The organism is Streptomyces sp. NPDC014894, assembly GCF_043080985.1.
GTDB lineage: Bacteria > Actinomycetota > Actinomycetes > Streptomycetales > Streptomycetaceae > Streptomyces.
In genome coordinates this window covers 283,405-300,642 of sequence record NZ_JBIBWD010000009.1, presented here as the reverse complement: position 1 = coordinate 300,642, position 17,238 = coordinate 283,405, and the positions used below count along the sequence as shown (strand labels likewise).

General features: G+C 70.9%; 17 protein-coding genes. 14 read left to right on the top strand and 3 right to left on the bottom strand.

Translation table 11 applies throughout. The features are described 5' to 3' along the window. Nucleotides 1-6 precede the first annotated feature (6 nt). The 7 genes from ACF089_RS22970 to ACF089_RS22940 all read left to right on the top strand — a co-directional run bounded on the left by ACF089_RS22970 (nt 7) and on the right by ACF089_RS22940 (nt 6,602). The gene (locus ACF089_RS22970; protein WP_392029398.1) at nt 7-831 is read left to right on the top strand and encodes a DUF317 domain-containing protein; all 825 of its coding nucleotides are present in this window, start codon (nt 7-9) and stop codon (nt 829-831) included. Nucleotides 832-902: 71 nt separating this feature from the next. Further along, the gene (locus ACF089_RS22965; RefSeq protein ID WP_392029396.1) at nt 903-1,412 is read left to right on the top strand and encodes a hypothetical protein; all 510 of its coding nucleotides are present in this window, start codon (nt 903-905) and stop codon (nt 1,410-1,412) included. Continuing rightward, nucleotides 1,409-2,176 (top strand): DUF317 domain-containing protein, encoded by a 768-nt coding sequence (locus ACF089_RS22960; RefSeq protein WP_392029394.1) that lies wholly within the window; start codon nt 1,409-1,411, stop codon nt 2,174-2,176. The genes ACF089_RS22965 and ACF089_RS22960 overlap by 4 nt, the downstream gene beginning before the upstream one ends. A 26-nt stretch (nt 2,177-2,202) precedes the next feature. After that, nucleotides 2,203-3,990, top strand: a complete 1,788-nt coding sequence (locus tag ACF089_RS22955) for a TraM recognition domain-containing protein (protein ID WP_392029392.1) — start codon at nt 2,203-2,205, stop codon at nt 3,988-3,990. Nucleotides 3,991-4,024: 34 nt separating this feature from the next. Further along, entirely contained in the window at nt 4,025-4,786 is a 762-nt protein-coding gene (locus ACF089_RS22950) for a hypothetical protein (protein WP_392029390.1), read from the top strand. A 314-nt stretch (nt 4,787-5,100) separates the two neighbouring features. Continuing rightward, nucleotides 5,101-5,367, top strand: coding sequence for a hypothetical protein (locus tag ACF089_RS22945; protein ID WP_392029388.1), 267 nt, complete (start codon nt 5,101-5,103; stop codon nt 5,365-5,367). Nucleotides 5,368-6,137: 770 nt separating this feature from the next. Further along, the gene (locus tag ACF089_RS22940) at nt 6,138-6,602 is read left to right on the top strand and encodes an RICIN domain-containing protein (RefSeq protein ID WP_392029386.1); all 465 of its coding nucleotides are present in this window, start codon (nt 6,138-6,140) and stop codon (nt 6,600-6,602) included. 369 nt (nt 6,603-6,971) lie between these two features. Here the strand turns inward: ACF089_RS22940 and ACF089_RS22935 are convergent, their stop codons facing one another. Beyond that, nucleotides 6,972-7,607, bottom strand: a complete 636-nt coding sequence (locus ACF089_RS22935) for an RICIN domain-containing protein (RefSeq protein ID WP_392029384.1) — start codon at nt 7,605-7,607, stop codon at nt 6,972-6,974. A gap of 463 nt (nt 7,608-8,070) precedes the next feature. On the opposite strand from ACF089_RS22935, the gene ACF089_RS22930 reads away from it, so the two are divergent. The 5 genes from ACF089_RS22930 to ACF089_RS22910 all read left to right on the top strand — a co-directional run bounded on the left by ACF089_RS22930 (nt 8,071) and on the right by ACF089_RS22910 (nt 11,528). Next, nucleotides 8,071-8,415: a transposase gene (locus tag ACF089_RS22930; RefSeq protein WP_392029748.1), complete on the top strand. Its 345-nt coding sequence runs from the start codon at nt 8,071-8,073 to the stop codon at nt 8,413-8,415. Nucleotides 8,416-8,477: 62 nt separating this feature from the next. Beyond that, entirely contained in the window at nt 8,478-8,738 is a 261-nt protein-coding gene (locus ACF089_RS22925; protein ID WP_392029383.1) for a hypothetical protein, read from the top strand. A 118-nt stretch (nt 8,739-8,856) separates the two neighbouring features. After that, nucleotides 8,857-9,315 carry a hypothetical protein gene (locus tag ACF089_RS22920; protein ID WP_392029381.1) on the top strand — a complete coding sequence of 153 codons (459 nt, stop codon included), beginning with the start codon at nt 8,857-8,859 and terminating at the stop codon, nt 9,313-9,315. A 90-nt stretch (nt 9,316-9,405) separates the two neighbouring features. Next, entirely contained in the window at nt 9,406-10,272 is an 867-nt protein-coding gene (locus tag ACF089_RS22915) for a hypothetical protein (protein WP_392029379.1), read from the top strand. Between the two features lie 5 nt (nt 10,273-10,277). After that, nucleotides 10,278-11,528: a DNA cytosine methyltransferase gene (locus ACF089_RS22910; RefSeq protein ID WP_392029745.1), complete on the top strand. Its 1,251-nt coding sequence runs from the start codon at nt 10,278-10,280 to the stop codon at nt 11,526-11,528. Between the two features lie 8 nt (nt 11,529-11,536). Here the strand turns inward: ACF089_RS22910 and ACF089_RS22905 are convergent, their stop codons facing one another. Then, nucleotides 11,537-12,739, bottom strand: coding sequence for an IS110 family transposase (locus ACF089_RS22905; RefSeq protein WP_392029377.1), 1,203 nt, complete (start codon nt 12,737-12,739; stop codon nt 11,537-11,539). A 236-nt stretch (nt 12,740-12,975) separates the two neighbouring features. Here ACF089_RS22905 and ACF089_RS22900 point away from each other — a divergent pair, with 236 nt between their 5' ends. Next, a complete protein-coding gene (locus ACF089_RS22900) occupies nt 12,976-14,103 on the top strand; it encodes a DnaB-like helicase N-terminal domain-containing protein (protein WP_392029375.1) in 1,128 nt (375 codons plus the stop codon). Between the two features lie 29 nt (nt 14,104-14,132). Then, complete coding sequence (locus tag ACF089_RS22895) at nt 14,133-15,530, top strand: DUF317 domain-containing protein (protein WP_392029373.1); 1,398 nt, start codon at nt 14,133-14,135, stop codon at nt 15,528-15,530. Between the two features lie 744 nt (nt 15,531-16,274). Here ACF089_RS22895 and ACF089_RS22890 read toward each other — a convergent pair. Further along, nucleotides 16,275-17,165 (bottom strand): DUF5655 domain-containing protein, encoded by an 891-nt coding sequence (locus ACF089_RS22890; RefSeq protein WP_392029371.1) that lies wholly within the window; start codon nt 17,163-17,165, stop codon nt 16,275-16,277. Between the last annotated feature and the right edge of the window lie 73 nt (nt 17,166-17,238).

The window sequence follows — 17,238 nt, the reverse complement described above, 5'->3', positions numbered from 1 at the left end:
GTCCTGTTGCTGAAGCGCGAGCAACTGGACCTCTTCGCCGCCGACCACAACCGCTTCCTCGACGACATCACGCCCCGGTATCTGGCGGGCCCCGGGGACGCACGGCACGTCACCCACGCCCTGGCCGCCGCCGGATGGACGGTCCAGTCCGATCCGCTCGCGCCGGTGGTCGACCTCATAAGCCCGGACCGGCGCTATCAGCTCCGGTACACCCCACTGCCGGGGACGCCCCGCCAGGGCTGGCACCTGAGCAGCAGGGCCCCCGGGGAGCACTGGTACGCCTCCTTCGGGCCCGTCCCCGCCGAGATCCTGGCCGGCTTCACCGACGCTCTCCTCCTCCCGCCGCCCAGAACGGCCCTGCCCGAGGTGTGGGACGTGCTCACCACCGCCGGATGGACCCACACCCGCCTCCCCGACGGCGACGAGGCACGCTCCCCGGGCGGAACGGTCCACATCGAGAAGCGGCCGATCTGTGCCGAGATCGACAAGACCCCCGTGTGGCGGATCGAGGTCCGCCCCGACCCCAAGTACGGCCCGCCGGTCTGGACCGCCTGGCTCTCCCAGACCCCACCTGCACACCTGGTCCACGGCCTCGTCTCGGCGCTGACCGACACAGCTCCCCTCCAACGCCACGGGCACGAAGGGCATTACAGCGCCCGGCGCACCAAAAGCAGCGTGACCCCGCAGGCGTATGCCCGGGCCCACCGCGACCGTATCGACACGGTCCGCGCCCAGGTCCGGGCCGCCCGCCGCCAGGCGAGGAAAGCCCTCACCACCGCCCCCGCACCAGCCCCTCCCGTCCCCTCCGCCCCCGTACGACAGGCCCGGTAACCACCATCCCCCACCAGTCCCCTCGAACCGACCCCCGGCCCGACGACCTGCTCGCCCAGTTCCTCGCCCGCATGACCCAGCTCCAGGGCGCGTGGGAGTCCTATACCGAGAACCGCACCGATCCAAGCGGCCGGCCGTACGACGATGACGCGTACCGGCTGGCCGAGCAGCAGCGGTCCACAGCCGCCTGGGCCGCGTACGAGCCGGTCTCCCTGCTCGCCGCCCGGCTCGTCGCCTCGGCCGAGAACCGTCTCCCTCAGGTATCCGGCGCCCGTCCGGGTTGGGTCTCCCAGCTCGGCATCCTCACCTCGGCCACCCACGGTCTCGACGCCGTCCGCGGCTCCTGGGAGGCGGAGTTGGACCGCCTGCCGCCGAACGCCCGGCCGGGCACCCCTGCATACGACACCATCGCCACCGAGCGGGATGCGGCGGCCTGGCCACTCCTGGAACTGTGGGCCCTGCACGGCCAAACCATCCTCGACATCCGCGCCGCCGCCGGACCGTCACGGAACGGGCTGCAAACCACTGCCCCGGTCCCGCCGGTGACCAGCACTTCCAACACCCCGGCAGCCCGCCGGTGACGGAGAAGATCACCGTCAAGCAGGCTCTGGTCTCCCCGCGCGCTGTGGCCGGCGGAGGAGACCCGGGCTGGGTCACGGTCCCCCTCCACCGCGCCGGCAGGTGGAGCCACGGCCACGACCCACTGCAGCCGCGCGTCCTGCTGTCCAGCCCCGACCAGCAGACGATGCTGCGCCTGGAGCCCGACCCCGACGACCTCATGTGGTGGACCGCGCAGCACACGCGGACCAGCGCCGCAGCGCCATGGACCGCGACCTTCGGCGCCCGGACACCGGTCGAGATCATCGCCGGTTTCACCGACGCCCTGATCCGGCCAGCCACCGCCCCGGCCGACACGGACCCGTACGCCCTACTGCTGGAACAGGGCTGGACCCCCAGGCCCCATGTCAGCGGTCTCGCATCCCCGGACGGCCTCACCACGATCATGCACGCCCCCGAGAAGACGCTTGAGGGCTGGCTCGTCACGACCCTGGAACGGAGGAACGGCATCCCCCTGTGGCGGGCCTGGTTCGGTGAGCACACGCCCCCGCATCTCGTCGCCGGGTTCACCCGCGCCCTCTCCGACCCCGCACCGCTGGCCCGTAACCCTCTCAACCTCCCTCCCGCCGTCAGCCGCTCCCAGACCACCCGGCGTGACGTCCCCGCAGGCGAGGCAGCCCGCGCGCTGGAGCAGCGCGTCCAGCAGCTCACCGCCCCGCGCCCGCTTCCGGCAGCCACCCGGCCGCGGGCACCACGTGTGCCGCCGCCGCACCGCCGCACCCGCTGACCCCACATTCGCGTTTGGACCACCGCTTGCCCAGCACCCCCTCCACCTCGTCGAGCGACGGCACGGACCTCGCCTTCAAGGCGCTCCTCGGCACCTTCGCCGTCGCCGTGCCACTCGCCAACCTCGCCTGGCTCAGCGGCAACGCGACCGCCTGGCTCACCGGCTCGGGCCCCCAGGCCCCCTACCAGCCGGCCGACGCCCTCCTTCACCCCGAACAGCTCTGGCCCAGCCTGGGAGAAACGTCCCTGCTCGTCGGGACCCGCATCGTCCCCATCGCCTTCCTCATCGTCCTCGGTATGATCGCCGCCGTCACCTGGAACCGCCACAGAAACAGCGGCGGGCGCCGCCGGAAGGTCCGCGGGACCGCGAAGGCGAAGGACATCGAGCCGCTGCTCGCCAAGGCCATCACCGCCAAGGCCCGCTCCCTGCGCCCGAGCCTCAAGGACGCGAAAACCATCGCCCCGGCCGACACCGGAATCCTTCTCGGCAACCTCCAGGGCACCAGGACCGAGGTGCGGATGGGGTACGAGGACGTCGCCGTCGCGATCATGGCCCCCCGCTCCGGAAAGACCACCAGCCTGGCGATCCCCTCCATCCTCGCCGCTCCCGGACCCGTCCTCCTCACCTCCAACAAGGCAGCCGGTGACGCCTATACCGCCACGCTCGACGCCCGGTCGGCGGTGGGGCGGGTGTGGTCGATGGACCCGCAGCAGATCGCTCACGCCGAGCGGACGATGTGGTGGAATCCGCTCGCGGACGCGAAGTCCCTCGACGGCGCGGGCAGGTTGGCCGGGCACTTCCTCGCCGCGTCCGTGGACGCCTCCCAGCAGGGCGACTTCTGGTCCAAGGCCGGCAGCAACATCCTGTCCCAGCTCTTCCTCGCCGCCGCCCTGGACGAGCGGCCGATCACCAACGTGATGCAGTGGCTGGCCTTCCCCGCCGACCGCCGGCCCCTCGATATTCTCCGTGATCACGGATTCGCCGCCGTCGCCGCCCAGCTCAAGGGCACCGTGGAGGGCCCTCCGGAAACCAGGGACGGCATCTACGAGACCGCCCGCCAGTACGCCGCCGCCCTCCTCAACACCGAGATCGCCCGCTGGGTCACCCCCCAGAAGGACATCCCCGAATTCCGGCCCGCCGAGTTCGTCACCAGCAAGGACACCCTCTACCTGCTGTCGAAGGACGGCGGAGGCGGCGCATCCGCGCTCATCGCCGCCTGCGCGGACTCGGTGATGCGGGCAGCGACCGCCCAGGCCGAACGCGCCGGCGGACGCCTCGACCCCCCGATGCTCGCGATCCTCGACGAGGCAGCCAACGTCTGCAAGATCAGTGATCTTCCCGACCTCTACTCCCACCTCGGGTCCCGGGGGATCATCCCGATGACGATCCTCCAGTCCTACCGCCAAGGCCAGAAAGTCTGGGGCGACGCGGGCATGGACGCCATGTGGTCCGCCTCCACCATCAAGGTCATCGGCTCCGGCATCGACGACCCCGACTTCGCCGACAAGCTCTCCCGCCTCATCGGCGACCACGACGTCGAGACCAAGTCCACCTCCACGTCCGACTCCGGGACCTCCACAAGCATCAGCATGCGGCAGGAACGGATCCTGCCCGCCGACGCGATCCGGGCGCTGCCCAAGGGCACCGCGCTCCTGTTCGGCACCGGCATGCGCGCGGCGATGCTCGATCTGCGTCCCTGGTACCTGGAGCCCGGCGCCGACGCCCTGTCCGCCGCATCCGCCCGCGCCTCGAAGGCGATCACCGCCCGCGCCGTCGCCAAACACGCGCCCGGCGATCACGGCCTCGCCGCGTAGCCCACCCGTGACCTGCTCTGTTCGAAGGGACGACTTGGCTTTCATCGATCACCACGACGTGTTCGCCGGCTCCACCGACGACGGCTGGACCTTCGCCGTCCTCAACCGCCGCCTCCCCCGCGAGGCGCGTCAGTCGCTGACCGATGCCGGGTTTACCGCCCGCGCCCACCAGGGCCGCGCCCTCTATCTCCTCCCGCCCGGCCAGCCGGCGGCGGAGAATCACGAGCGCGCCGGTGCCGCTCTGTACGGGCTTCTCGCCCACACCATGGACTTCGCCGACCTGTCCTGGACCACGCGCCGCCCCCACCCCGGCCCGGAGAAGGCCGATGTGTGCATCACCGTCGCCGACGGCCTGGTCACCGCCTCCGCCCGCAGCACCGCAGGCACCGCAGGCACCGCAGGCACCGCAGGCACCGCAGGCACCGCAGGCACCGCAGGCACCGCAGGCACCGCAGGCACCGCAGGCACCGAGATCCTCGCCCAGTATGGCTTCCTCCTTGGTGTACAGCACGACGTTGCGGTTGGTCTTCACGACCAGCCGGCCGGTGTGTCGGGGTTCGCCGACTTCTGGAACGGGGACGTACACCTGTCCCCGGGTTCACCCGGACGAGGTCCTCCCGCGCCCTCTCTCATCAGGGGTTTCGTTCGTCATACTTCATATCGGCGCGGCAGGGGAGGCGAGTTGGCCTCCTCTGCGGGTGCACCTCCCCGGCTTCCCTCCCCCCTCACTTTGTTGGAGCGTTCATGTCTCCTGTTTCCCCCCGTTTACGTGCGGCCCGCGGCGGCCTCGCGCTAATCGCTCTCGCGGTCCTCGGGCTCGGTGCCGCACCCACTGCCGGTGCCGCACCGTCCGCCGGCGGTGCTCCGACCACGGCGGCCCAGCGGGCGGCGGTCCCGCAGTACCTCATTCGCGCGGTCCACTCCGGAAAGTGCCTCGGCCCCGAGTTCGACAGCAACGGCGAGGGCGCTCCGATCGTTCAGCAGCCCTGCGACGGCCGCCCCTCCCAGCGCGTCTGGGTGCTCGACTTCGGCAGGGATTCGGACGGAGTCGAGTACTCCGGCATCCGCACGAACTCCGGTCACTGCTGGTCAGGTGCTGGGTTGGTTCCTGTGCCAGGGCATCCCCTCGGCACGCAGATCAGGACCCTGAACTGCTACAACACCTCCTGGAAGTCGCACGCGTTCACCTTGGAGGAGTACCACCCGTGGGCCGGGGTCCAGTTCGGTGAGTACCGGGGGCGCGGGGAGATGTGGACGGACAACACCCTTCAGATCTGGGAAGAAAGCAAGGGTGACGGCGCGAAGATCGTCTACTGGCCGAGGCAGCAGCGTGGTGCCGGGGCGCGGCACGACACGTTCGAGTTCATTCCGGTCTGACCGTGCTCCGATCCCGGGGCGCCTGCGCTTGAGCCCTTTCCGGAGGGTGGCCGGTCGACCCCTGGTGTGCGGCGGCCCGTGAGGGTCGGCGCGTATTCCTCCTCTTCCTTCTTCCCTGTCACCGGTGTCCGTGCGGTGGCGCGGAAGCTCTGCTGCGGGTGCGGGCCGGTCATGGCCCGGTGGTCTGCCGGGCGGGTCTGGCCGGGCTGCGGGGCATGAGGGTGATGAAGGACCGCCGAGCGGACCCGCCCGGGGCACGAGCGCCTCCACCCCTTCCCTTGATGGTGGATCGGTCATCGCTGCCGCGGACCGCACTGGGGGATCGCGGAGAAGGGGTGTCCGGGCGGAGTGGACCGGTGGCCAACGGGCTTCCTGAGCCGGGGGCGTGGGGTGTTCGCCGGGCCGGCCGGAAGGTCGTACGCCCGTCCCGGATTCACCCGGACGAGACCCTTCCGTGCCCCACCGGGGCCGGGTTGTTCGCTTCATACTTTGATCAGCGCGGCGGCGGGCGGTGCCATCTTCCCCGGCCGGAGGCCGCGCCGTCCCCCACCCCCTGTTGTTCGGAGAGTGATGCCATGTCTGCTGCTCTGCCCCGTCGTCTGCGGGCGGTCTGTGGCGGTCTCGCCCTGACCGCGCTCGCCGCGTTCGCTCTCACCGCGGCCCCCACCGCCGGAGCGTCCCCCGCCGCAGCGACACCCACTGCCGCCGCTGCACCGCGGTTGGCGGATCCGGTCCAGCCGGTCGACGGAGGTCTCTACTACATTCGCGCGGTGCATTCCGGGAAGTGTCTGGCCCGGGTGGAGGGCAGGCACGACCGGATCCCGGTCGAGCAGCAGCCCTGCGACGGGCGCACCTCCCAGAAGATCAGGATCCTCGGCTTCGGTAGCTTCGGTGCCCCGAATGCCTTCGCCTTCATGACCTCCGAGGACCTGTGCCTCGCTGACGGTGTCTGGATCACTTTCGTTCCTTCTGCCGGCTCACCCCTCTTCAGTCCGGTCACCGCGCGCGGCTGCCATAGCCTGAAGTGGTTCGGCTTCGCGTACACGATCACCAAGGGCCATCCCTGGGACGGGTACCAGATCAGGCACTACGAGCACCCGGACCACACGACAGCGGTCCAGTGCTGGCACGTCTACAACGCTGATGTGAACGACTACGCGCGTCTGATCCACCATCCGTGCAACTGGTACGGCGGCGGGGGCCGCAACGACACCTTCGAGTTCCTGCCCGCCTGACACCACCCTGACCCCGTCCCCGCTTTCCGGCCCGGGCCTGCCGCCGTACCCCGGCGCCGGGCCCGGTCTGTCGTCCGCCGCCAGGCCCGGGCACAGCCGGCACACCACCGGGACCGGGACCGGGGTTCGTTCGGGCGACCGCGCCGACGGCGCAGAAGAGCCACCCCTGTTCCCGTCGCACGAGGTGGGATGACGGCACTGTGGCTGCCGGGCTGTGGCCACCGGCCCCGCGACAGAGTTTCCCCGCCACCGCACAGATATCGGCAACGGGGAAGAGGGAGGCGCAATCGCCAGCGCGGGCCGCAGTGGGGGCAACCGTCCACCCTGCGGAAGATGTGCAGCCCGGGGTCCCTTGAGCCCGGAGGGCGGTCAGGCCGGGAGGAGTTCGAATGTGTCGTGCCGTGCCCCGGTGCCCGGGTTCTGGGCCGGCCAGTAGACGACGCCCACATTGTCCGCGGTGCCTTCTCCCCAGACCTGGAGGGTGTTGTTCGTGGTGATCTCGTCGGGTGACTGGTACTCCGCGAACTGGTACCCGCCCCACGGGTGGTAGCTCCGGAGGCTGAACGCGTTGTGCTTCCACCCGTACTCGTCACAGGTGCGGGTGCGGATCTCCGCGCCCCTGGCATGCCCCGGCACACCGGGCTGGAACCTCGCGGTGTCTCCCCAGCAGTAACCGGAGTCGGTGACGAAGGCGAAGTAGTCCGCCCCATGATGGTTGCCGTAGAAGCGCAGAGTCACGCGCTGGGAGGCACGCCCGTCACAGGGCTGCTGCACGAGCGGGACATTCCAGCCGCTGCTGCTCCCGGCGGGGCCGATGCACTTTCCGGAGTGGACCGCGCGGATGTTGTAGGCGCCGCCGGCCTGCGAGGCCGCGGACCGCTGGGACGCCTCGGCCGAAGCAGGTCCGGAGGCCGAAGCGGCTCCGGCGGCGGGTGCGGTACCGAGCCCGAGAACAGCGAGGGCGACCAGCGCGAGGCCGCCACGGACCGCAGCAGACCGCGACATGGCAGGAGACATAAGCGCTCACTCTCCAGAGGAAGAAGGGCACGGAGCCGCATCCGAGTTCCGGCACAAAGGGAAAACCCCGGCCCCCGGTGCGGAGATATGAAGTATGCCGAGACAAGCTCCTGGTGAGACGGCCGCGCGCGCATCTCCTTCGGATGAACCCGAGGACGGTTGTACGGCCCCGTCCCAGCCGCACGGACTGCAGAAGCACACGCGTGTGAGCCGACCGCTTCGCCGTCACCCGGACGACCACCCCCGACGGATCCCCCACGGCCTCTACCAACCCAGCCTTGTGACCAGCTGAAACGGAAGAGAGACAGCTCCTCGAAGCGCTCGAACCAGCCGATCTCGGCCGCTTGGTCCTCGCCGCCGTCACCCCGGTACGCCGACCACGACGTTCTCGACCGTCAAGTCGCCCGAGAGGAAGAGCAGCGCCGCTCCCTCGCCGAGTGTCGTCGCCCGGATCCTCGACCGGCTCCGCCGCCTCCTCCGGCTGAGGGCTCACCGCTGCCCCTGGCCCGTACGGATCATCATCGACGCCCAGACCGTCAAAGGCACCGAGACCGTACCGAACGCGACCCGGGGCTTCGGCGGCGCCAAACTCATCAACGGCCTCAAACGGCATCTGGCCGCGGGCTCCGAAGGCCTCCTGGTCGACGTCGTCGTCACCTCCGCCGGACCCCACGACTCCACCGGCGGACGCATCCTCCTCACCCGCCTCCACCAGACCCACCCCGAGATCACCCTGGCCTGGGGCGACGCCGCCTACGCCGGCCAGATCACCGACTGGGCCCGGGACACCCTCTGAGCACCATCGCCGCGGCGGCAGCCTCCGCGTCCGGCGCGGCAGTCGCCCTGACCCGCGCGCTCATGGAGCTGCCCTACGACGGTGCCCCCTTCCCCGGCTATACCGACCCGACCGAGGAACAGCGGAACACCCAGCGTGCCTCGGCCCGGCCCGTCATCGCCGGCCTGCTCGCGGACGCCGCCCACCACCTCGATGTCGGTGCGACCTGCCTCCACTACACCGCCGCCACGACCAGCCGCTCCCACGACACCGCCTCCCCCGCCACCTCCAGACCCGCGCCGGAGCAGACCTCCTCCGCCCCTGCCCGGGGACGCTCGCACTGACCAACACCCCTCTTCCCACCGAGTTTTACCGAGGCCCGTCACGACCGCTGACCCGACTCCCCACGACATCGCCCGCGCCCTCGCCAACGAGATCGACCCCCGCGCCGCCACCCGCGACGTGATCGCCCGCTTCAGCGTCCGCCCCCGAGCGGGCCCCGAACTCGGCAGCGATTCCTCCACCAGCCCCGTCGGCGGCCTCGCGCAGTCCCTCCACGCCCGCCTCTACGGGCTGCCGACCGCCCCCGGCCCCCTCCCCGCCGCCCTCGACGAGCTGCTGCAGAGCACGTACACAGCCACCGAAACCGACCAGCAGGCGGCCGTACTCGCCCAACTGGCCGAGCAGTTGCACAACGCGGCCCAGATCCTCCAATGGGCCCGGAACAACGCGCACTGGCGCCAGATGCCCGGCGCCTGGGAGTGGCTCCGGGACGCCACCACCTCCACCCGCCAGCTCGCCGACGGCCTCGGCACCGTGAGCGCCGCCTTCGCCGCCCGCTCGGCCCCCACCACCGCACCGGCAACACCCCCGGTGCCACCCCCACACGGCGCTGCCCGCCCAGCTCCGGCCAAGCGCTGAATCCCCCTCACCTCACAAGGACCCATCACCATTTCCGCCACCCCCACCTTCCGGGCAATATCCCTCGGCGCCGGAGTCCAGTCCAGCGCGATGCTCGCCCTTTCCGCCCAAGGCATTCTCCCCAAGGTCGACTACGCGATCTTTGCCGACACCGGCTGGAAGCCGAAAGCCGTTTACGACCACCTCGACCGCCTGGAACGGGAGATCGCCGCGCCCGCCGGAATACCCGTCCTGCACGTCTCCTCCGGCAACATCCGCGAGGACGCTCTCGATCCTGATCACCGTTTCGCGTCCATGCCGCTCCACATTCTCAACACTGACGGCAAGCCTGGAATGACACGACGGCAGTGCACCGGCGAATACAAGATAAAACCAATAAAGAAGCAGGTCCGCGAACTCCTCGGCTTTCCTTATCCCGCCCGGATACCGAAAGGGGTGTTCGTCGAGCAGTGGGTGGGAATCTCGACCGACGAGTTCCACCGGGCCAAGGACGCCGACGTCAAGTACATGCGGAACCGGCACCCCCTCATCACGGACATGGACTGGTCCCGCGCCGACTGCGTCCGCTACCTGACCTCGATCGGACTCGCCGGGACACCGAAATCATCGTGTCTGGGGTGCCCCTTCCACGGAAACGCCCAGTGGCGCGCCATCCGGGACCATTCGCCGGAGGAGTGGGCGGATGTCGTGGCATTCGACGCGGCGATCCGCGAAGGAAACGCCCGCGCGAACGCGACAGGGAACCGGCTGCTGGGGCAGGCGTTCCTCCACCGTTCCCGTGTCCCGCTCGACGAAGCACCGATCGACCACGTCACCACTGCCGAATGGGCCGCATTCCAGGAGGAAATCGGCGGCCTGGACGCGGCCGAGCTGGAAGAGGGTGTGGCCAACGGCTGCTCCCCGTGGGCCTGCCGCGGCTCCGATCCGGTGCAGGACGACTTCGGACAGGCCGCGTGAACAGAATCGTCCTGGATTTGTTCGCCGGTCCAGGCGGCTGGTCAGTCCCTCTCTCCCGGTGGGGAATCCGGGAGGTGGGTCTGGAATGGGACGAGTGGGCCTGCCGGACGCGGGCCGCCGCCGGGCTGCTCACCATCCGCACCGACATCGCCCGTTACCCGACCTGGATCTTTTCCGGACGGGTACATGGGTTGATCGCGTCCCCGCCGTGCCAGGCGTGGTCCATGGCCGGCAAGCGCCTCGGCCTGCTCGACCAGCCACTGGTCCACCAGGCGGTCGCCGACCTCGCCGCCGGACGCGACACCCGTGAACGACTCCTGGCCAGCTGCCGGGACGAAAGATCCCTGCTTGCCGCCGAGCCGATGCGCTACCTCCACGCCCTCCACCAGAGCGGAGAGCCGGAATGGGTGGCGATGGAGGAGGTCCCGCACGTCCTCCCACTGTGGAAACAGTACGCCGCGGTGCTGCGCGGCTGGGGGTTCTCGGTCTGGACCGGGATCCTGAACGCCGCCGACTACGGGGTGCCGCAGACGCGGAGGCGGGCGATCCTCCTCGCCTCCCGTACCCGCACCGCGACACCTCCGCCCCCGACGCACGCCGCCAGCGCCGAGCCTGAGACCTTGTTCGGGCCGGGCCGAGAACGGTGGATCAGCATGGCCGAGGCGCTGGGCTGGGGCGCCACCGACCGGCCGGTGCCGACCGTGTGCGCGGGCGGCGGCCCCGGGGGCGGCCCCGAGCCCTTCCCCTCCGGCTCCCGCAAAGCCCTGACCGACGCCCGTGAGCGCGGCACCTGGGCGTCGCGCCGGGACTCCGGGCTGGTGCTCGCCTCCCGCCGCGAGGGATCGGGGTGGGTCGAGCGGCACGGTGCCCGGGAGAACCGGCCCGCCGATGCCCCGGCGCCCACGTTCACCGCCGAGGCGCACCGCTGGTCGTGGAGTCTGCGGAGCAACAACCAGGCCAACGCCACCATCCGGTCCGTCGAGGAGCCGGCGGGGACGTTGTTCTTCGGGCACCGGGCGAACGAGTGCGTCTGGGAAGGCGAGGCCGAGGGCGGGGGTGCGGTGGAGTCGATCCGGATCACCGCCGCCGAGGCCGGTACTCTGCAGACGTTCCCGGCCGATTTCCCGTGGCAGGGCAACAAGGGGCAGCAGTTCTCGCAGATCGGCAACGCCGTCCCGCCCCGGCTGGCGGCTCATCTGCTGGCCCCGCACGTCGGCCGGACCTTCACCCGCGACGACTTCGCCCTGGCTTCCTAATCGTGTTGTCAAGCAGCCGTCGTGACTGGCGGTGCGACCTCGTAGCACCGCCGGTCACGGATCAGGGCCCAGATGACGTTGACGCGTCGGCGGGCGAGGGCGAGCACAGCCTGGACATGCTTTTTGCCCTCGGCGCGTTTGCGGTCGTAGAACTTCCGCGAGTTCGAGTCGTAGCGGACGCTGACGAGCGCGGAGGTGTAGAAGACACGCTGGAGTCGTCGGTGGTAGACGATCGGGCGGTGAAGGTTGCCGCTGACCTTGCCCGAGTCGCGCGGTGTGGGGGCGACGCCGGCGAAGGCCGCCAGGGCGTCGGGAGAGTCGAACTCGTTCAGGCTGCCGCCGATGGCGGCGAGGAACTCGGCGCCGAGCACGGTGCCGATGCCGATGCCGGGGACGCTCAGGACGATGTCGGCGAGTTCGTGCTCGAGAAACCGGCCTTCGATGAGTTTGTCCATCTCGGCGATCTGCTCGTTGAGGGCCATCGCCTCCTCGGCCAGGGTGTGGACCAGCTTGGCAATGGTCTTCTCCCCGGGGACGGCGGTGTGCTGGCGCTCGGCGGCCTCGATGGCCGTCTCGGCCAGGGCTCTGGCGCTGCGGACCTTGCGGTTGGCCAGCCACTTCGCCAACCGTGCGACGCCGGTGCGGCGGATCGCGGTCGGGGTCTGGTAGCCCGTCAGCAGCCTGAGCGGGCCGCTGTTGGTGACCTCCAGGGCCCGTTCCAGGGCGGGGAACATGCTCAGCAGGGTGCCGCGCAGACTGTTGACCACGCGAGTGCGGTCTTCGACCAGGTCGGACCGGCGGCCGGTCAGCAGTTTGAGCTCGATGGCTGCTTCGTCGCCGGGGCGGATGGGCCGCAGGTCGCGGCGCATCCTGGCCTGGTCGGCGATGACGTAGGCGTCGCGGGCGTCGGTCTTGCCCTCGCCGCGGTAGCCGTCGGAGGCCCGGTTCACCAGGCGGCCGGGCATATAGAGGACTTCCTGACCGTGGTTGATCAGCAGGGCCAGCAGCAGCGCGGGCTCGCCGCCGGTCATGTCGATGGCCCAGGTGACTTGACGTCCGTCGGCCAGGTCGAGGACGTCGCCGATCAGCTTCAGCAGTGCGGGCTCGTTGTTGGCGACCCGCCGCGTGAGCAGCGTCTTGCCGTCCGCGTCCAGGGCGAGGCCGTGGTGATGGCCCTTGCCGCTGTCGATCCCCGCCCATATCCGGCTCATCGTGCTCCCGTCGTACGTGTTCGTTCTGTCTGTGCCACGGACGACCTCGCCGGCATTGCTCTACTCAGCGACTTGTTCGCACTTCCTAATCGGCGGCCGAGTCGTCGTGAGGTACTGGGCGGCGAAGCCAGGGGAGCCATGAGACGGCAGCGGCCTGATAGCCACACCCAGTACCCCTGGGCGATCCAACCCTACGAATGGCTCGATCAACCCGAGCAAGAAGGTAGAGCGGCCTGATGCCCGAACCCACCGCGCCCGAAGGGGACTTCGACCTTGACAATGTCCCGCCCGACCCGCCGGTCCACCATGCTGAACAGGCCCTCCTCGGCGCGCTGCTGCTCGACCCTCACCGGCTCAAGACCATCGGCCCGCTGGCACCCGGGCACTTCGCGAGCCCGGCGCACGGTGCCGTGTTCGCGGCCATGACCGGCCTCACCCCGCCCGCCCCGGCCGCCCACATAAGGGAGCCGGTGTGGCTCACGGCCGTCCACGACCGGGCCCGCGAACAGACACCCGGTCTGGTGCCCGCATACCTGCACACCCTGGTCAGCGTCTGCCCGGTGCCCGAGCACGCTCCCGCGTATGCCCGGATGGTCCGGGCCGACCACGCCCGCCGGACCCTGCGCATCCGGGCCGAACACCTCGTGCAGACCACCACCGAGCCGACCATGCCCGACCCGGCCGCCACCGCCCTGGCCGGCGCGGACGCCCTCGCGGGATTCCTCGACCACCTCGCCGGCCAGTTCCCCCCGCACCCCGGCTCCCTGCCCCGCAGCCCACCCCCACCACCACCCGAACGGAACGGCCGAGACGAGGCGGCCTACGAGGAACGCGTCCTGCTGGCCGGGGCCGTCGCCCACCCGGAGGTCCTGTCCCGGATGCGGTGGCTGCACGCCGACGACTTCACGGTCCCGCTGCACGGCAGCCTCTTCCGATGCGTCGCCCAGCTCGCACACCGCGGCGCGGCGGTCGACCCGGTCACCGTTCTGTGGGAAGCCCAGCACCACGGCCTCCTGCTCCCGCCCCTCACGCCGCGCGAGGTGCTCGATCTGGTGACCGCCCCCGCCGGCGCGGCGGAGCACTGGGGGGAGCGCGTCCTGCGACGTTCCCTGCTCCACCAGGCCCGCACCGCCGGGCTGCGGATCCACGCCTACACCGACGACCCGGCCAACAGCGTCCACCAGCTCGTCACCGGCAGCCGCCGCGCACTCGCCGACCTCACCGCCGTCCGTACCCGCTGGCACCACCAGCATTCCGCCCCACAGCCACCCGCCCGACGGCAGGCCCCGGAGAACACCCTCGCGGCCCGCGCGGGCCCCCTGCGCACCACAGCCCCTGCCGGCACTGCGCGTACCACCCGATAGCCCTCCCTCTCCCGACGAAGGAATCCCGCTTGCCCCGTACCCCGATCGCCCATGTCCGTCTCGACCTGCACCCCGACCACCCTGACGCGGTCACCGCCACCCTGGCCGGCACAGGTGCGGGCGCCGACACCGCCCGGGCGCTGCTGGCCGGTCACGGCTTCCGTCCCCTGGACCCGGTGACCATGGTCCTGGCGCGGATCGACCACGAGGAACCCCACCACGCCGGCCAGGCCGCCATCACGCTGCGGTCCGCCGGGGCCGCCGTGGAGATCACCCCCGGCCTGCAGGACGACATCGACACCGCGTGGACCTGGGCGAACCACCCCATGCCCTGGCTGACCCGCGAGGAGATCCGCGAGGTCTCCCAGGAGGCCCAGAAGATCCACGACGACATCGCCGCCGGCCGCCTGGTCATCCACCGCCACGCCCACGACGGCCACACCACCGTCGCCGTCGGCACCTACCCCGGCGGCAAGAGCATCCACCTCCACGGCGAGAACCACCTGCGCCAGACCACCCTGGTCCACGACACGACCGCCGAAGCCCTCCGCGAATTCGACGACCTCTACACCGACGCCGTCCGCACCGGACCCGCCCCCGCCACCGAGACCGAGCAGCGCGCGGCAGCCGCACTCGCCAACCCGCTGGCCACGGGGGCAGGCGCGCCGAGCGGGACCGCGCCGGCCGAACCATCGCCGCCGCGGACCGAGACCGTTCCGGTGTACGCCGCCGACCCAGGCGACCACGAAGCCCTTCTCCGCGAGTTCCTCGAGACCCAGGGCGAATGGGAGAAGTACCGCCCCTGGGACGAGACGACCGTCGCCAGCCACGAGAGCCTGACCCTGCGGGCCGAATTCGTCCACGAAGCCGGCCCGCGCGACACCGCCTGGACCGTCGCCGCCTACGAATCCCCCGTCGGCGAGCGCATCTGGCACGCCACCGCCACCGCCACCACCCCCGTCGAGATCATGCGGACCCTCCTCGACAGCCTCGCCGCCGAACACGCGTGGGGCCGCGGCCCGGACTCCAAGATCACCGAGAAGACGCTCGCCGAGGCCACCCGTCCCCTCGCCGACACCGGCTGGCCACAGAACACGGACGGCCGCTGCATGACCTGGACCACCCCCACCGATGAGCCGGCGGGGCTGCGGTTCGACGCCTTCGCCGCCCAGCGCCCGAACGGCACCCTGCCCACCTGGACCCTCTGGGGCGGCAACACCGCCGACCAGCCCACCTGGGCCATCCACCTGTCCGCCCACGCCCCCGCCCCGCTCCTGCAGGACCTCACCTTCGAACTCTCCCAGGGCCAAGGCAACCGACGACTCCGAAACCCCGACCCGCCCCGATCCACGCCTCCCACCACAGGACCGTCCCTGCACCACCAGGCGGTCGCACCCGGCCCCCCTGCTGCCGCAAGGAAGCGCTGACACGGCAGCGACCCGCCACAACAAGCCCTGTCGAGGACGTCCTGAACTCAGCCATACGACGGTGCCGACCAGCTTCACGCACCCCCACGCGGGCATCCGGTTCCACTGGTGGGCCGTGGACGCGGACGGGCGGGTCGGCCTGTTCTCCTCGGCGTTCGGTCCGGTCCCCGCCGTCGCCCGCACCCAGGCCGCGATCATGGACGACGCCACGGCAGACGCCAGGGCGCGCCATCCCGAATGGTTCGGCCGGGAGCACTGTGACGACCACGGCTGTCCCCGGACGCATTGCCCCGTCCCGTGGACCATGGGCCCTACCTGTTCACCTGGGACGACGACCACGACGACCGGTACATCCGCTACGGCACACCCACTACGCCCCTGCACATCCATGAGCTGCCCGCCCGTACCGCGAAGGCGCCCGGCTCGTCGAAGTCGCCTTCCCCTTCGCCCGGGCCGCCCGGATCAACCTGACCCGCCACGAGGACCGGGAGATCCTGTCGGGCAGCGCGGAGACCGCCGACGACCAGCCGGCACTCTGATCCGCCCGGTCGGGAGCGGTCGCCCACCGCCGGCGCACGAAGACCTCGGGAGCAGGGCGGCGGAAGGTAGCAGGGGTTCCCCGGTTCGCGAAACCGGGGAACCCCTGGACCATTGATTACTCCACCGCCACGCCCTGCCCACCTCGTCCGAAAGGGAACACGAGCCACGACCGCACAACCAGCCGCGGGCACGCGGCACCAGCCCCTACGCCGCGGCGTACGCCAGGCGGAACAGATCCACCGCCCGCTCCAGATCCCGCTCGGACCGGAGCCGGACCTCCAGGTCCCCCGTGCCGTGATGCCCGAGGCCGGTCACATCTCGGGTGAACCCGGGCACGAGATCGACCTCCCCGGGCGGGACCTTCACGTAGGCGAGGAGCTTGTCCTGCCTCGCCGGGGGGACGCAGACGAAGTTCCGCAGTCGCCGGTAGGCGGTGTACTGCTTCCGCCGCACCGACGCGACATCGCCCCCCAGACCGAGCAGCACCTCACCCAAAGCCGTCGAGAGATCCGCCATCGCCACCTCGGCCACCCGGTGAGCCGTCGCTGGCGCAGTGCCGGTGCCCTTCCGGCGGCGGGGCACTCCGGCGTGCCCTCCGACCGAAGCGACGATCTCCAGGGCGATGTGATCGTCGCCGTAGAGCCGGTAGCGGACGAGGTCGATGCCGCGCCGGTGCTCGCGCACGGCGTGGACGTCGTAGCGGGTGAAGTCGCCGGCGACGCAGATCACCCGCGGGTTGCTCCACAGAATCCGTCCGGCGGCCCCGGCACCGAGACGGTCACGCACCAGGCGCTGGAACTCGTCCCGGTGGTCCATCAGCCACGCGAGGTAGAACAAGCCCTGGTGGATGACACCTGCGTCCGTCGCCCGCTTGTACTCGACGATCACCGGCGCACCGTTCTCGTCCAGGCCCAGCGAGTCGATCCGCCCGCCGTGGACGGGCCCGGTGCTGTACTCGCTCGCCAGGAACCGCACCCCGAGCATGGCCTCCATGTGGGCCTCGATCAGGTTCTGAACATCCGCCTCAACCTCCGCCAGACGCGGCGTGACCTCCGTCACGCCGCGCTTTGTGCTGAACAGCCTCAGCTCCGACACCCCCTACCAAAGATCATTACCGAGGCGCAACACCAGGGGGCAACCGGATTATTTCCCCGCCACAGAAAAGCGG

Bases quoted from the DNA above. Each gene is read 5' to 3' on its own strand.
- ACF089_RS22925 (WP_392029383.1), top strand. From the start codon at position 8,478: ATGGAGCTGCCCTACGACGGTGCCCCCTTCCCCGGCTATACCGACCCG.
- ACF089_RS22900 (WP_392029375.1), top strand. From the start codon at position 12,976: ATGCCCGAACCCACCGCGCCCGAAGGGGACTTCGACCTTGACAATGTC.
- ACF089_RS22965 (WP_392029396.1), top strand. From the start codon at position 903: ATGACCCAGCTCCAGGGCGCGTGGGAGTCCTATACCGAGAACCGCACC.
- ACF089_RS22905 (WP_392029377.1), bottom strand. From the start codon at position 12,739: ATGAGCCGGATATGGGCGGGGATCGACAGCGGCAAGGGCCATCACCAC.
- ACF089_RS22935 (WP_392029384.1), bottom strand. From the start codon at position 7,607: ATGTCGCGGTCTGCTGCGGTCCGTGGCGGCCTCGCGCTGGTCGCCCTC.
- ACF089_RS22915 (WP_392029379.1), top strand. From the start codon at position 9,406: ATGCTCGCCCTTTCCGCCCAAGGCATTCTCCCCAAGGTCGACTACGCG.